The sequence below is a fragment of the Prevotella ihumii genome, from assembly GCF_900155655.1.
GTDB lineage: Bacteria > Bacteroidota > Bacteroidia > Bacteroidales > Bacteroidaceae > Prevotella > Prevotella ihumii.
This window is the reverse complement of sequence record NZ_LT706987.1, coordinates 1,194,108-1,207,710: the sequence shown is the minus strand read 5'-3', so window position 1 is coordinate 1,207,710 and position 13,603 is coordinate 1,194,108. Positions and strand designations below refer to the sequence as shown.

12 protein-coding genes are annotated in these 13,603 nt (G+C 37.2%); 5 read left to right on the top strand and 7 right to left on the bottom strand.

Annotation, left to right across the window (positions count from 1 at the left end):
- Positions 1 to 15 precede the first annotated feature (15 nt).
- From CZ367_RS05685 to CZ367_RS05660, 6 genes are read right to left on the bottom strand one after another with little or no spacing between them, the layout of a single operon-like run.
- Positions 16 to 1,221, bottom strand: coding sequence for an O-antigen polymerase (locus CZ367_RS05685; protein ID WP_077195988.1), 1,206 nt, complete (start codon positions 1,219 to 1,221; stop codon positions 16 to 18).
- Position 1,222: 1 nt separating this feature from the next.
- Positions 1,223 to 2,545, bottom strand: coding sequence for a lipopolysaccharide biosynthesis protein (locus tag CZ367_RS05680; protein ID WP_077195987.1), 1,323 nt, complete (start codon positions 2,543 to 2,545; stop codon positions 1,223 to 1,225).
- Positions 2,542 to 3,504 carry a GumC domain-containing protein gene (locus tag CZ367_RS05675; protein WP_077195986.1) on the bottom strand — a complete coding sequence of 321 codons (963 nt, stop codon included), beginning with the start codon at positions 3,502 to 3,504 and terminating at the stop codon, positions 2,542 to 2,544. The genes CZ367_RS05680 and CZ367_RS05675 overlap by 4 nt, the downstream gene beginning before the upstream one ends.
- A gap of 1 nt (position 3,505) precedes the next feature.
- Positions 3,506 to 4,765, bottom strand: a complete 1,260-nt coding sequence (locus CZ367_RS05670; RefSeq protein ID WP_084793485.1) for a Wzz/FepE/Etk N-terminal domain-containing protein — start codon at positions 4,763 to 4,765, stop codon at positions 3,506 to 3,508.
- 40 nt (positions 4,766 to 4,805) lie between these two features.
- Positions 4,806 to 7,433: an SLBB domain-containing protein gene (locus tag CZ367_RS05665; protein ID WP_077195985.1), complete on the bottom strand. Its 2,628-nt coding sequence runs from the start codon at positions 7,431 to 7,433 to the stop codon at positions 4,806 to 4,808.
- Positions 7,434 to 7,439: 6 nt separating this feature from the next.
- Positions 7,440 to 8,060 (bottom strand): sugar transferase, encoded by a 621-nt coding sequence (locus CZ367_RS05660; protein WP_077195984.1) that lies wholly within the window; start codon positions 8,058 to 8,060, stop codon positions 7,440 to 7,442.
- Between the two features lie 174 nt (positions 8,061 to 8,234).
- Between CZ367_RS05660 and dinB the strand changes: the two genes are divergently transcribed.
- From dinB to CZ367_RS15350, 5 genes are all read left to right on the top strand, one after another.
- On the top strand, positions 8,235 to 9,311 hold the full coding sequence (gene dinB, locus CZ367_RS05655) for a DNA polymerase IV (RefSeq protein ID WP_077195983.1): 1,077 nt from the start codon (positions 8,235 to 8,237) through the stop codon (positions 9,309 to 9,311).
- Positions 9,312 to 9,634: 323 nt separating this feature from the next.
- A complete protein-coding gene (locus tag CZ367_RS05650) occupies positions 9,635 to 10,369 on the top strand; it encodes a hypothetical protein (RefSeq protein ID WP_077195982.1) in 735 nt (244 codons plus the stop codon).
- Positions 10,370 to 10,375: 6 nt separating this feature from the next.
- Positions 10,376 to 10,675: a hypothetical protein gene (locus CZ367_RS05645; RefSeq protein ID WP_077195981.1), complete on the top strand. Its 300-nt coding sequence runs from the start codon at positions 10,376 to 10,378 to the stop codon at positions 10,673 to 10,675.
- A gap of 16 nt (positions 10,676 to 10,691) precedes the next feature.
- Complete coding sequence (gene pyk, locus CZ367_RS05640) at positions 10,692 to 12,140, top strand: pyruvate kinase (protein ID WP_077195980.1); 1,449 nt, start codon at positions 10,692 to 10,694, stop codon at positions 12,138 to 12,140.
- Positions 12,141 to 12,187: 47 nt separating this feature from the next.
- Positions 12,188 to 12,346, top strand: a complete 159-nt coding sequence (locus CZ367_RS15350; RefSeq protein WP_154669292.1) for a hypothetical protein — start codon at positions 12,188 to 12,190, stop codon at positions 12,344 to 12,346.
- Positions 12,347 to 12,369: 23 nt separating this feature from the next.
- On the opposite strand, the gene hemW is transcribed toward CZ367_RS15350, so the two are convergent.
- Positions 12,370 to 13,560: a radical SAM family heme chaperone HemW gene (gene hemW, locus CZ367_RS05635; RefSeq protein ID WP_077195979.1), complete on the bottom strand. Its 1,191-nt coding sequence runs from the start codon at positions 13,558 to 13,560 to the stop codon at positions 12,370 to 12,372.
- Positions 13,561 to 13,603 lie beyond the last annotated feature (43 nt).

Sequence of the window (13,603 nt, the reverse complement as noted above, 5' to 3'; positions counted from 1 at the left end):
ATATTCTTTTGAAGATTACGCTCTTACTACAAATTTTATCTTCTTTTGTAAGATAAATGTAAAGACTATCAAGTATTGGAAGAGTAGCGAAAGACTTAATATGAGATTTTCTTGAAAAAACTGCAGTATTAAAATTTCGACAATATATGTGTACATACATTTTGAAATGGCTCCTCCATTTTTTGCTTGTTTGTACAACCAACCTGTGAAAGTACCATAAATTGAGGCAAAGAAAGCAACTCCTTTGTAACCAAAATCTTGGAAGAAAGGTTGAAATACAGTGTAAACGTTTGTTTGGATAGGCACATATACAAATTCTTGTAATTTGGGTTCTATAACAAACTTTCCAAAGCCAAGTTTGGAAGCAACTGCATAAAAGAAAGCAAATGTGCGTGAACCAAATTGAGGTGTTAATTTTTCTTGTACCTGCTCAAAAGCCACGGGTGGCGAAAGAATATACATGGCTATAAAATCTAATAATGTAGAATTATCAGATAGCTTTGCATCTTCAGAACGACGAAGGATATTTATACCATAAAAAACAAATACTATAACGACTCCCCATAGTAAAATAGAACGCATCTTTATTTTTTCCTTTTGATAAAGAATAAAAAGCGTTGTAAAAAGCATAAAGAATAAAGCACCTTTCTCCATAATAGCAACGGCACACATAAAGTTGGCTATAATTATAAGCGTTAATTGTGTTTTGCTAATTTTTGGATAACGCCAAATAGCTATAATATAAAGAGCTTGATTTACTGCATTAATATATTTAAGTAGCTTAGCTAAAGGGTCTTCATCTTCTGCTCCTGCTAAAATTCTTAAATTAAATAACAGGTCTTGCGTTCCGAACATGATGACCACTTTATATATTTTATAAATGTACAAAGGTGTACAAATCATAGAGATTATAAAGAATATCAAGAAAATAGTTTTATGTATTTCAAGTTCATTCCTTATTGGTTCTATTTCGGATTTTACACTCGGTAAGGCATAATAAGTTATGATTCCCGTAAAACACATGATAGGAACCCAAAGTAATAAACAAATGTAAAAGCGGTCTTGTAAAGGATAAAGTAATCCTGATGAAATTTGGAAGAACACGACAATGAAGAACCAAATGCCTGTGGTTATGAACCATGGTGAAAAAATATCGCCAATTTTCAATACTCCAAAAGCCAACAAGAGTAATCCAAGAAAAATAATTGTGAGTTCTACCATTTTATTTTCTCCAAATTCCTTTAGCTGTTCCGTTCATAATTTTACTATATTGCACTCTGTTTGCAATTGCGCCAGGTAAATTTACTATCGATAATGCAAGAACAATTCCGCATACTCCAAGTAATTTTGAAAGTCCGTATGCAATTGGAAAATATGCCAAAGCTGCTCCGATGGTAAAAATGAGCTGAATTTTCAAAGCACCTATTCCATTTAAAATGTAAGAATAACAAAGGCTGCAAATGATAATAAACATATAGAGTGCCATTGAAGCAGATAATTCTAATGAGATATTTATACTCTTTCCAACCCAAAGATGATAAAGTGGGTCAGAGAAAATAATCATAAAGGCAAGTATGATGAATAAACTGATGAGCAAAAAGTGTAGTTTACGCATCGATTTTTTTATCCAATCAAAATCTTTACGTGTATAAGCGTCTGTTGTTGCACTCCAAAAAGGTGCAGCTATAACAGTGAATAAGAGCATTGTAATTGAAAAATATCTGTATGCTATGCCATAAAGAGTTACTTTTTCTGGAGTGAAAAAATATGAAATTAGGGCATTTGATGATGCAAACAGGATAACTCCTGCTACTTGTAAAATAAAAAACTTTATGCCAATATTAAATAAATTCGCTATTGCAAATTTATTAAAGTATTGAATATTGGGTTTTAAATTTGGATAATAACGTCCAAAAGTAATAGGGTAGGCTATGAGAAAGACAATCAACGGTGCTGCCGTATAACATAAAGCCACCAACATTAGCGAGTGTATATTCAAAATATTCAGCATATAAATTCCAATCAAAGTTAAAGTTTGTCCACTTACAACCAAAAGATTGTTTACTGCTGGGAGCTGCAATGCCAAATAAACATTCCCTATAAATTTAAAGATGAAAGTTGCACTTACAATTGCTATTGAGAAGCTGAGTACCGAAATAAGATTTGGAACTTTGCTTTCCTCAATATTCAGCCATGTATAAACATCTAAGAAATTGATTGCAAGTATTAATAGAATGCAAATTGGAATTATTATTAAAGCCAACATAAAAAAAGTAGTGGAAACACTTTCCCTTGCTTTTTCTATTTCATTGTTAGCAATTTGAGCAGATAAAGTATTTCTCAATCCATTGCCCAATCCAATGTCTAACGAATCTATCCAAATAAGAATAGAACTGATAGTCATCCATATTCCATTTTCGTAATTACCCAAGCAAAATAAAGTGATTGGGACTAATAACAATTGTATGATGCCAGCCCAACCTTTAATTAAAAATGAAAAGAGAATATTCTTTTTTAAACGTGATGTCCTTAATTCAGAATTCATAGTACTCTTTCCTTTCTTATTTTCATTTTATATCCTATCATTACCCACCAGAAAGTTCCTAATACGGCATAAAATACCCATATCAGTATATTAATCAGCAGTTTTGGGTGCGATGGAGTTTTTGGTATTTCGCTTGAAACCAATGTTATGAAATATGGTTTAGTACGTTGTAATCGCATTTTTGCCATTTGATATTGCTGAATGGCTTGATTGTATTTAGCCAATGCTTTATCAGCTTCTTTTTGTAATGCGCTTCCTTCTATTTTAAATGAACCTAAGACAACATCTTTATTCGCATCAAGAAATTTATTCAATTTACTCATCGCCTTTTCATATAGCTCTTTTGAGTTATTCAATTCTTGTTTTCTATTATCAACATCAATTTTTGCCTTATCGAAGGAGTATTTTGTAAGATGTTGTTGCAATCGTTGTTCTACAGAGTCAAGAAGTTGATAAGCGATAAAAGGTTCTTGTGCAGATGTTTGCAAAGTAATAATGCCATTATGCAAATTAACTTCGCATTTTACATTCTCTCTTAATAATTCTTTTATATTTTTCTTTCCAGTATATTTGCTCCACCATGGTTGAACAAAATCTTTTTGTAGATATTCGCTCCATGGTGTTGAATATGTTTCTCCTTTTTTAAAAATAGTAATATCCGCAAGGCTATTAAGGAAAGAAGGTGATTCTAAAATTTTTCTATAAATAATAGGTTCAGTTGTTACGTTTCCTTCTTTGAGTCCTAACTTTTGCGTAACCATTGAAAGCGCATCTACTCTTTTGAAAACCTTATCTTCAGAGGCATCAATAGAAATCTTTTTTTGCGCATCATAGAGTGTTGGAATAGAATTAGTGAAAAGAAAAGCTCCTATAACAGCTATGAAGATTGATACCAAAAATTTATATTTATTTTTGGCACATATCTCTTTTACAGTAATTTCTCCTTTCTTCTTTGTCATTTTAACTTCTTATAATAAGAATCTCTTTTCTATATTTTATAATTAAGATCGTAGAGCAAATAATCCAACCAATGAATAAAAAGACCGCTAAAATATAAATTTTTGGTGTATTGCTATGCTTTATAGGAACAGAAGCCGATTGAACAACTGTAAAGGCAGGTACTTTTTCTTGAAGTTTTGCTCTTGCCATTTGCAATTGTTGTACGAGTTGCGTGTAAATGTTATACTTCAACTGCATATCGTTTTCTAAATTTTCTTGTTCAGAACGGATAGATTCTAATATAGCCTCTTGGTTTGCATCGCAATACGCTGCATATTTTCTTCTTGCTTTCTCGTAATCAGCTTTTGCACTTGCAAAAAGCCCCTCCATGTATTTTAAATCGTTTCTTGCTTTCGATGTTTTATACTTTGTAATAGATTTTTGCAATTTATTTTTCACAGAGTCAGCCATTGTTGCAGCTACGAGTGGGTCTTGCGCTGTAATTTCAATATTGATAATATTTGTTTTTTTATCAACTGAACATAAAATGTCTTCCTTCATTGAATTGACTATTGAAGACTGTTTCTCTGTCAGTTCAAATGGGTTTACATGAACAGAATCGCCACGAGTAATTTGATTTTTTTGCATGAAATTCTTTTTGATATAATCAGAAAAGACTTTCATTTTTTTGCCCCACCATGTTTCTTCTTGATGGTTGGTAAGATAGTCATAATACGTTGTTTGGGTCTTTTTGTCGAGTGTTGTAACTTTTATGTCAAAAAGATTAACTAAAAAGTCGTTTGAACTCATTAGCTCTGGATAAATTTCTGGATAAATTGCATCGCCCGTTGGGTTAGCATCATTATAAAGACCAACCATTGCTGCTAATGAAGAAACGTTTGAAAGCATACTATTATTAGCCGTTTCAGGGGCTAATAAAATGTTTGCCTTATAAATGCGAGGTATTTGAAAAGCAACCCAAACACCAAAAGTTCCAAACACTAAGGTAAAGATTCCAACTACCCACCAGCGTTTCTTTAGAACCAAAAAGAATCCAAATAAATCAAATTCTATGTGCTTTTTCTTTCTTACAGTATATTCTTCTGCTTTCTCTTTTTCTTGTTTATTTTCACAAACAGTTTCGTTTTGAGAATCTTCTATATTATCGTTATTTTCTAATTTGTCATCATTGTTATTATCAGATGATGATAAATTATTTTTATCTTTTTTTGTTGTTTTATCTTTCAACCACTTTAGCATTTGCCAAATATTTTTTTGCATAATCTATTTTATCTCGTAATATTTGTACCGCCTATTTTTCTTATTTCAAGATGTTGGCAAGTGTAGCCAGCACGGCGGCCATACTTGATGCACTTGAACCAATAGTCATGAGTTCAGCAAGGCTCATCTTAGCGCGCGACTTTCTTGGCACTATGATTTCGCATCCGGGTTTCACCTTTGCGTTGTGCCCTACCTTAGCCAAGGTACCATTCATATATAATATATAGGTGCGACTCTTCTTTGCGTCAGACGAGAAACCACCTGCTTGATCGATGTAATACTCTACGTTCTTGCCTTCGCGATAGCTTACTGCGTTAGGATGCATTACTGCACCATTGATTTTTACAGTTCCATTATATTCAGGAATAATAATTCGGTCTCCCTCGCGCAGAATAAGGTCAGCGTCACTTCCTAGATTTGCCAAAGCTTTATCAAGTTCGATACCTACAGGATAAGTTTCAGGTATTTCGAATTTTCTTACCAATGAGTCTTGGGTCTTTTGTGCTGCTTGTAGGATACCAGCTCCACTGTTACTCTTGGCTGCAAGGTCGATAAGGTTTTTGTTTTCTTGATCTATTTGCATTTTGAATATCGCCTTTATACGTTCTTTTTCAGCTTTATTTGGTCTACGTTCTAAGCGTGCACCTTGTAAGTAAGCCAATTCAGTAGCACCACCAGCGGCTTTGAATATGTCGCTGAGGCGCATGTTGCGTCCTGTAAGCGAATAGCTACCAGCAAAGAGCACTTCGCCTTCAATGTCAACATTTTGTTGGCGAGTTGTACCAGGGCTTTTACGCACAAATACTTGGTCGAATGGTGCTAATATGAAGCCGGGCTTTCCATCAATTACAAAGCCATCTTTTAGTCTAAAAGTAAAGGTTTGTGCTATAATCGAATCGGTAACTGTTGCTTGAGGGTTAACAATACGACGTGATACATCTACACGTATTGTAGAGGCCTGCTCTTTCAAGCCGCCAGCTTGTAAGATGAAGTCTTCCAAAGTTTCATTATCAGCGTATTTATATTTACCAGGATACTGCACTTCTCCGTGTATCGTTAGAATACGCTCTTCTTGAACATCAGTTCGAGTTGGTATGAAGAGTACATCCTCATTTTGCAGTGGTATGTCTGCCACACGTCCTAAAAGTATGCCTTCCACATCTACAGATATAGCTTCTAAAGTACGGTCGGCCTTCATACGATGCATAACTGCGTGAGGTCCGAAAGCCACTTCTGTAAGTCCTTCTGCAGCCTCAACCAAGGCACGTACAGTATTAATTTGTCCTCCTACTTCATATTTACCAGGACGGAACACTGCACCCTTTATCTCAACCATATTTTCATATCGTGGGATAACCGAGTCAACGCTGATAGAGTCTTCATCTGAAAGTGCAAAGCGGTTCATATCAAACTCGTTTACATTATATATAGAGTATTGGCGACCTGTCTTTCTGTTTACACGCACTGTCTTGGTATATGCATCTCCTGAGAAACCACCTGCAAACTTGATGAGTGAAGCCAAACTTTCTCCCGACTTCATTTCGTAGTACATAGGTCGCTTCACTTTACCTGTAACGTGAACGAGTGCTTGGTATGCGCCTACAACAATTACATCATTATCTGTTAGACGCACATTTCCGCTTAATTTACCATTGCGTAGAAAGTCATAAACATCGACGGTACTTATCAATTTTCCGTGGCGGTACACTTTAATGTTACGCAATGTTCCCAATTCTCCAATACCACCTGCCATATACAAGGCGTTGAATACGGTAGAAAAAGCTGAAAGCGTGTATGTACCAGGGGTTTTTACTTCGCCCAAAACGTTTACCATAATGGTATGAGTCTGTCCTACTGATAAGCGAATAGAAGAGCTACTATAACGTTTACCTATCTTTGCTTTAATCTTATTATTCGCTTGATGTACAGTGAGTCCGCTTACCTGAATAGGTCCAAATCCTTCGATGGTGAGAATACCATCAGGAGCAACTGTCGTTTCGTACGACTTTTGTGACGCACCATAAATATCAATAAATACAGCATCGCCAGGACCTAATCTGTAGTTTGCGGGCAAAGCCATATTCATATTAGGTTCGAACGAAAGATTGCGATTGCTGAAAATGTCGCGTCCCCAAACCTTTTTCTTCTTACGCTTCATCTTCTTTACAAGCTGCTTATACATAGCGGCAGTATCTTGAGGCATCCAATCGTCAAGTTCGTCTTGCATCCTTAGAAACTCTGGATCTTCCTCATCGAATGTATTCCTTCTATTGTTGAAACGGTCAAGTTGCTGGTCTGAATATTTTTCAGCTTCAGCATTGTCATCGTCATAGTCTTTCAATGTTTTGTCGGCTATCTTACGTTTCTTTTCTCCAGAGAGTTTCTGACCATTGTTTACACGGCTGCGGTCATTGTAACCTCCCTTTTTTGAAGCATTTCCCATCGATGAATTGCCTTTCTTCATCTTTTCGTAACTCTCTTTGACGCGTCTAATTTGTGCTATATCTACACCATTTTGCATCAGTTTGGTTACAATCTGAGCTTGCGAAGTGCCTTTTGCCTGTTCTTTAGCCACAAACTCCATAACCTGAGAGTCTGACATACCCGACTGTGCGTGTATCGCAATTGCGCTCACCAACAGTAATAATGTAAGAATGTATTTTTTCATTTCTATTTAAAATTTCTTTCCACTAACAATTGATATAAAAGTTTTTGCAACAATTTTTGCATCGAGCCATAGCGTTCTATGTTCTAAATAGTATATATCCATTTCCAAACGGTTAAGCATTTTTTCCATAGTGTCTGTGTAGCCATTGTATAGCGTTGCTTGAGATGTTACGCCAGGCCTCATTTTATAAATGATGGGATACCTATCTGTATGTTGCATGATCTGGTCGATAAAGTATTTGCGTTCAGGACGTGGACCCACAAACGACATATCGCCTCGTAGTACATTCCACAATTGAGGCAGCTCGTCTAAGTGATGATTTCTAAGAAATCTTTCAAACTTTGTCGAACCTATCTTGTTGCAATTGGCTATCAATTGTGGTCCATTTTCTTCAACCACACTGCTCATAGTTCTAAATTTATAGATAGTGAAAGGGCGACCTTTATATCCAATTCGTTCTTGTTTAAAAAAAACCGTGCCATTGTCTTGCATCTTCATAATTAAAGCAATAATTAGATACAGAGGGGCAGCGACTACCAATCCCACGAATGAAAAAGTAATATCTAAAGAACGCTTTATGGATCTTTGGACATTTCCCATAGCATCATTTACGTTGGTTTGTATCATTGGTTTTATTCTGTTTCTTTTAATTGTTTATGTATAACTCTATTTCTTTTTATTTATTGTGTGAATAGAACATTTTTATTATTTACTCTACTTTTTAAAAATGTATGCAAAGATACTGCTTTTTTATTAAATAATCATATTTTTTTCTACCTTTGCAAATATTATTTCAAATCTGTGCGAAAAATAATCCATATAGATATGGACGCTTTCTTTGCTTCGGTGGAACAAAGAGACAATCCAGAGTTGCGTGGCTTGCCTATTGTGGTGAGTTACGACCAACCACGAAGTGTGGTTACTACAGCCAGTTACGAGGCTCGCCCTTTTGGTGTGCATTCTGCTATGCCCATTGCTCAAGCCAAAAAACGCTGCCCACATATTGTTATTGTTGAACCTCATTTCTACAGATATAAAGAGGTTTCGGCACAAATACACAGCGTGTTTCACGAATATACCGACTTAGTAGAACCTATCTCCTTAGATGAGGCTTTTCTTGATGTTACCGACAATAAAAAAGACATATCCTTGGCCATAGATATAGCGAAAGAAATAAAACAAAAAATACTTGAACAAACGGGACTAACAGCCTCGGCAGGAATAAGTTATAACAAGTTTTTGGCAAAGATAGCTTCAGATATTCGCAAACCGAATGGCATCTTTACCGTACACCCAGACAAAGCTTTAGATTTTATAGCTCGACTCCCAATAGAAAATTTTTGGGGTGTAGGGCCTAAGACGGCAGAACGTATGCACCGTATGGGAATATTTACAGGCGAGCATCTACGTGCCGTTTCGCTCGCTCATTTAAAGCAAGTGTTTGGTAAGGCAGGCGAAATCTATTATTCTTTTGCACGTGGGATAGACAATAGACCCGTAGAACCTTATCGCGAACGTAAGTCGGTGGGGTGTGAAGAAACGTTTGTAGAAGATGTACATACCGAAGCCCAAATTGTAATAAGGCTCTATCACATCATTTTAGAATTGGTTAAGCGTTTAGCAAAGAACAACTTTGAGGGGCATACTTTGGTTTTGAAGATAAAATGGGATGCACGCAACCAAATTACACGTAGCATTACTTCTGAGAAAATATTAAGAACAAAAGACCAAATTTTACCCTTAGCCAAATACTTGTTGCACGAAACAGAATATCGCACTCGTCCCATACGCCTTTTGGGCTTATCGGTTACCAATCATCGCACTGAAGGCGACCGCTTTGCCGAATGGGTAGAAGGAGAGTTAGACTTTAAGGATTAACGCATATCGTTTTGTTTTGATAAAGGAAAAATAGACCAATGTCGAGATAAATCTAAGGGGTTATTCTTGTTGTTGTAATGTGTTGGTAATGAGATGTTTGCAAATGAGTTGTAAAACATATATGTTTGACACTCCAATACATATATGTTTTACCCTGTCAAAGTTGAACTTTGGGAACGTCAAACATATATGTTTTGCTTTTCATAGTTTAATGTTTCATTTTTAAAAGCGAGGTTGAGGAAAAATAGAACATTGTCTTTATTTTATACTTGTATTATTCTCTAAATTGAAATAAAAGCAGTAATTTTGCAGAAAAATTGCGAATGCAGTATCAGGTAACTTGTAAGCAGTGCGGAGGTAAATTTCAACTCTCGGTAGATAATGTGCGAAGAATATCCTCAATTTGTCCATATTGTGGACAGAAATTGTCTGTTGTCATTCCTCAAACCATTGCGCAAGTTCCCCCTGTTATGGAAGCTTATGAGGTAAAACCTGCTGTGGTGCAACCTAAAAAGAAAAGTGGGGTAGTAGGCAAACTGCTCTTTTTCGTACTCTGTCTTTCTCTTTTGGGTGCAGCATTATGGTTTTGGAACGATTATCAAGCCACAGTTAAAACCAACGAACTTCGTGCTCGGCAGTTACACCGCGACTCTGTAATGCAAGTGAGAGCAGCTATTGAGGCGAAAGCTAAGGCAGAAAAAGAATTGGAAAAGAAGCATATCTTGGTGGAACAGTTCTTGCGCTCGTTCTATACCAATGCAGTCTTGTCCGATGCCGAACCCGAATATTACGAGCATTACCTTACCGAAAATTGTAGAAAAATAGTCTTTGGCAATATCGAAAATCAAGTAGATATGGACAGAAAGGCTGTGTGGTGGGGTGCTTTTGGTTCTATTTCAGGACTTAAAAACAAAGAGACACTCGTTCGCAATTTGCGCATCACGTACAACGATGCAGATTGGTACAAGGTGCGTTTGTCGCAAGACGGAGAAACAGAATTTAAACTCATCAAAATAAAAATAGATAACAAGAAAATATTAATTGACGATATAAGATAGTGAGCAATGGAACAGGGCTATTTTCAAGTTACGTGCAAACAGTGCCATCGTGCTTTCAGCGTGAAGGCTGAGGCAGGTGCTACAGTAAAATGTAATTGTCCGTTTTGTGGCAGCGAAACTACGGTTGCCATACCCTTGATGCAGCAAAACCAAACTAAAGCGCAACAACCTAATCAACAAATAGGTAAGCGCAAGACGGGCGACAATATCGCTCGGTGTGTTATCATAGGTTTTGTTATTATTGCCCTTGGTCTTCTTCTTATTTCTACATTATTATATGCTGTGTTTACAGCTATGTCAAATTAAACAAATAGCACACGATATGAAGCAAACAAAGATTGTATGTTCGATTAGTGATTATAGATGCGAGGTAGATTTTCTTCGCAAGTTGTTCTTCTCAGGTATGAATGTGGTGCGTATGAATACAGCACACGCATCTGAAGAGGGTATCCGCAAAGTGGTAAAAAACACTCGTGCGGTGTCTCAACACATTGCGCTCTTGATTGACACCAAAGGCCCTGAAATTCGTTCAACAGCTGTGAGCGAACCTATAAAGTTTAAGACGGGCGACATTGTAAAAGTGTTTGGACGCCCTGATGTGGAGACTACTCATAGCATAATCAATCTTTCGTACAAGGATATAGCAAAAGATGTGAAAGTAGGCGACCATCTCTTGTTCGACGATGGCGCATTGGATATGGTCATTATCGAGAACGAAGGTCCTATGCTTATAGCTAAGGTGGAGAACGATGGCGAGTTGGGGTCGCGCAAGAGTGTCAACGTACCAGGTGAACACATCGACTTGCCTGCATTGACTGAGAAAGATATTCAGAACATAAAGTTGGCTATCGAACTTGATATTGATTTCATTGCCCACTCGTTTGTGCGTTCGGCTGAAGATGTTAAGGCTGTTCAGAAGATTTTGGACGAGCATAATTCGGATATAAAGATTATCTCTAAAATAGAAAATCAAGAGGGTGTTGACAATATTGAAGAGATTATTCGTGAGTCGTATGGCATTATGATTGCCCGTGGCGACTTGGGAATCGAAGTTCCAATAGAGCGTATTCCTGGTATTCAGCGTAGCATCATTCGTAAGTGTATAAAGTACAAGAAGCCTGTAATCGTGGCAACACAGATGTTGCACACTATGATTAACAATCCTCGTCCTACACGTGCTGAAGTAACCGACATTGCAAATGCCATCTATGGATATACAGATGCGTTGATGCTTAGTGGTGAAACCGCAAGTGGAAAGTATCCTGTTGAGGCTTGTCAGACAATGGCTACAATTGCTGAACGTGCAGAGAAAGACGCACATAGAGAAGGCTTCTTGAAAATTCCAATGGAAAACTCGAAAGACCAACGCGAGTTCTTGGCAAAGAGTGCTATCCAAGCTACAGAGTTTTTAGGTGTGAAGGGTATTATTACCGATAGTGCTACTGGACAAACGGCTCGTAACCTTGCAGCGTACAGAGGGCCCAACCCTGTGTTGGCTATCTGTTACAAAGAAAAGTTGCAACGTTGGTTGAACCTTAGTTATGGCATTATTCCAATCTATCAGCAGGCACAAGTGTCTAACCAATATATGTTTACAGCTGCGTTGCGTATGCTTCGCCAAAAGGGACATATTGGCTTAGACGATAAGATAGCTTACCTCTCTGGCTCGTTGGGAGAGGGTGGTGGTACAACCTTCCTTGAAATTAATAAGGTGAGCGAAGTATTTGCTAAGAGTTACCAATTCCACTTGCCTAATAATGTAGAAGAGTAAGGAATAGCGGATAACAAATAAAGAGAAAGTTCTACATAAATAGATGGTTGTCTATTTATGTAGAACTTCTTTTTATCTTAAACCCAACTCGGTCGTCAGACCAGTCAGACCAGTCGGACAAGTCTGACTGGTCCGACTGGTCTGACTTGTCCGACTGGTCTGACTGGTCTGACGACCGAGTTGGGTTAAATCGGTTGTTGTTATAAATAAAGATTTGACCGATTTATTTTTATATATCCATTAAATCGCTCATAATGCTATCGCTAATATATATTCCCTCACGTGTAAACCTAAGATAATTGCCATCTAAAGCAAGTTGTCTTTTGGCAATAAAAGATGCTGCACAACTCATTATATGCATTTTATAGTGTGAGGACAACCTTTCAATATTGATGCCCTCACAGGTTCTTAATGCCGTTGTTATGAGGTCGTTATAGTGTGTCCGTGCATCTATTTCTTCAGTTTCAAAGTTGGGCGTTCCGTTTTCTATTCCTTCAATGTATTTCGTCAGATTAGAAACGTTCCATTGCCTTGTTTTCAGATTGTAGCTGTGTGCCGATGCACCAATGCCCAAGTAAGGCTTGTTTTGCCAATAAGCACTGTTGTGGCGTGAGCGATAAGGCGACTTCGTATGATGGTCTAATCGTGCAAAATTGCTTATTTCGTATTGTTCGTATCCCGCTGCTGTTAGCTTATCAATAAGTTCGTTGTACATAGCCCTGTAGGTTTCTTCGTCCATATCTGCCACCTTGTCTTCTTCTAATAGCCGATAGAGCGGAGTTCCCTCCTCATACATCAGACTATAAGCTGAAATATGCTCAACGTTTAGTTCCAAAACTCGATCTATATCCTTTCTCCATTCTTCGATGGTTTCGTTAGGAAAGCCAAACATAAGGTCTATAGATATATTGTTGATACCCACGCTTCTGAGTCGTTCTACTGCTGTTTTTATATCCTCGGCCTTGTGTCTCCGTCTTAAAAACTTTAGCCGTTCGTTATCGAAAGTTTGCGCCCCCATAGATATGCGATTAATGGGGAGCGACTTTAGATGGTTTACGAACGCTTCAGTGATGTCGTCAGGGTTACATTCAAACGATATTTCCATTTTGTCCATTGTGGTGATATGGTCAGCATAGGTGGTTGAAATCTGACAGAATACCTGCTTGATATGTTCTATCGATAATTGAGAAGGCGTACCTCCTCCAAAATAAATGGTATTAATATTCTCTTTTCGCGGCGTGCTATTGTTGAATAAATATCCTTTTTGCAGTTCTAACTCTTTGCAGATAGCATCTGTGTAGCGGTCAATAATGCTTTTATTCGCTTTTTCATTCCCCCTTTTGGGCGTCAAAGTGGAATAAAAACCGCAATAAATGCATCTACTTTCACAGAAAGGTATATGCATGTAAATTCCTGACATTTGCTCTTATATATATAATGTGTATCGTGTAATATTGTATAAA

Excerpts from the sequence above, each read along its gene's own strand:
- CZ367_RS05665 (WP_077195985.1), bottom strand. The coding sequence starts at position 7,433 with ATGAAAAAATACATTCTTACATTATTACTGTTGGTGAGCGCAATTGCG.
- CZ367_RS05685 (WP_077195988.1), bottom strand. The coding sequence starts at position 1,221 with ATGGTAGAACTCACAATTATTTTTCTTGGATTACTCTTGTTGGCTTTT.
- pyk (WP_077195980.1), top strand. The coding sequence starts at position 10,692 with ATGAAGCAAACAAAGATTGTATGTTCGATTAGTGATTATAGATGCGAG.
- CZ367_RS05645 (WP_077195981.1), top strand. The coding sequence starts at position 10,376 with ATGGAACAGGGCTATTTTCAAGTTACGTGCAAACAGTGCCATCGTGCT.
- CZ367_RS05660 (WP_077195984.1), bottom strand. The coding sequence starts at position 8,060 with ATGATACAAACCAACGTAAATGATGCTATGGGAAATGTCCAAAGATCC.
- CZ367_RS05670 (WP_084793485.1), bottom strand. The coding sequence starts at position 4,765 with ATGCAAAAAAATATTTGGCAAATGCTAAAGTGGTTGAAAGATAAAACA.
- CZ367_RS05650 (WP_077195982.1), top strand. The coding sequence starts at position 9,635 with ATGCAGTATCAGGTAACTTGTAAGCAGTGCGGAGGTAAATTTCAACTC.
- CZ367_RS05675 (WP_077195986.1), bottom strand. The coding sequence starts at position 3,504 with ATGACAAAGAAGAAAGGAGAAATTACTGTAAAAGAGATATGTGCCAAA.
- CZ367_RS05680 (WP_077195987.1), bottom strand. The coding sequence starts at position 2,545 with ATGAATTCTGAATTAAGGACATCACGTTTAAAAAAGAATATTCTCTTT.
- hemW (WP_077195979.1), bottom strand. The coding sequence starts at position 13,560 with ATGTCAGGAATTTACATGCATATACCTTTCTGTGAAAGTAGATGCATT.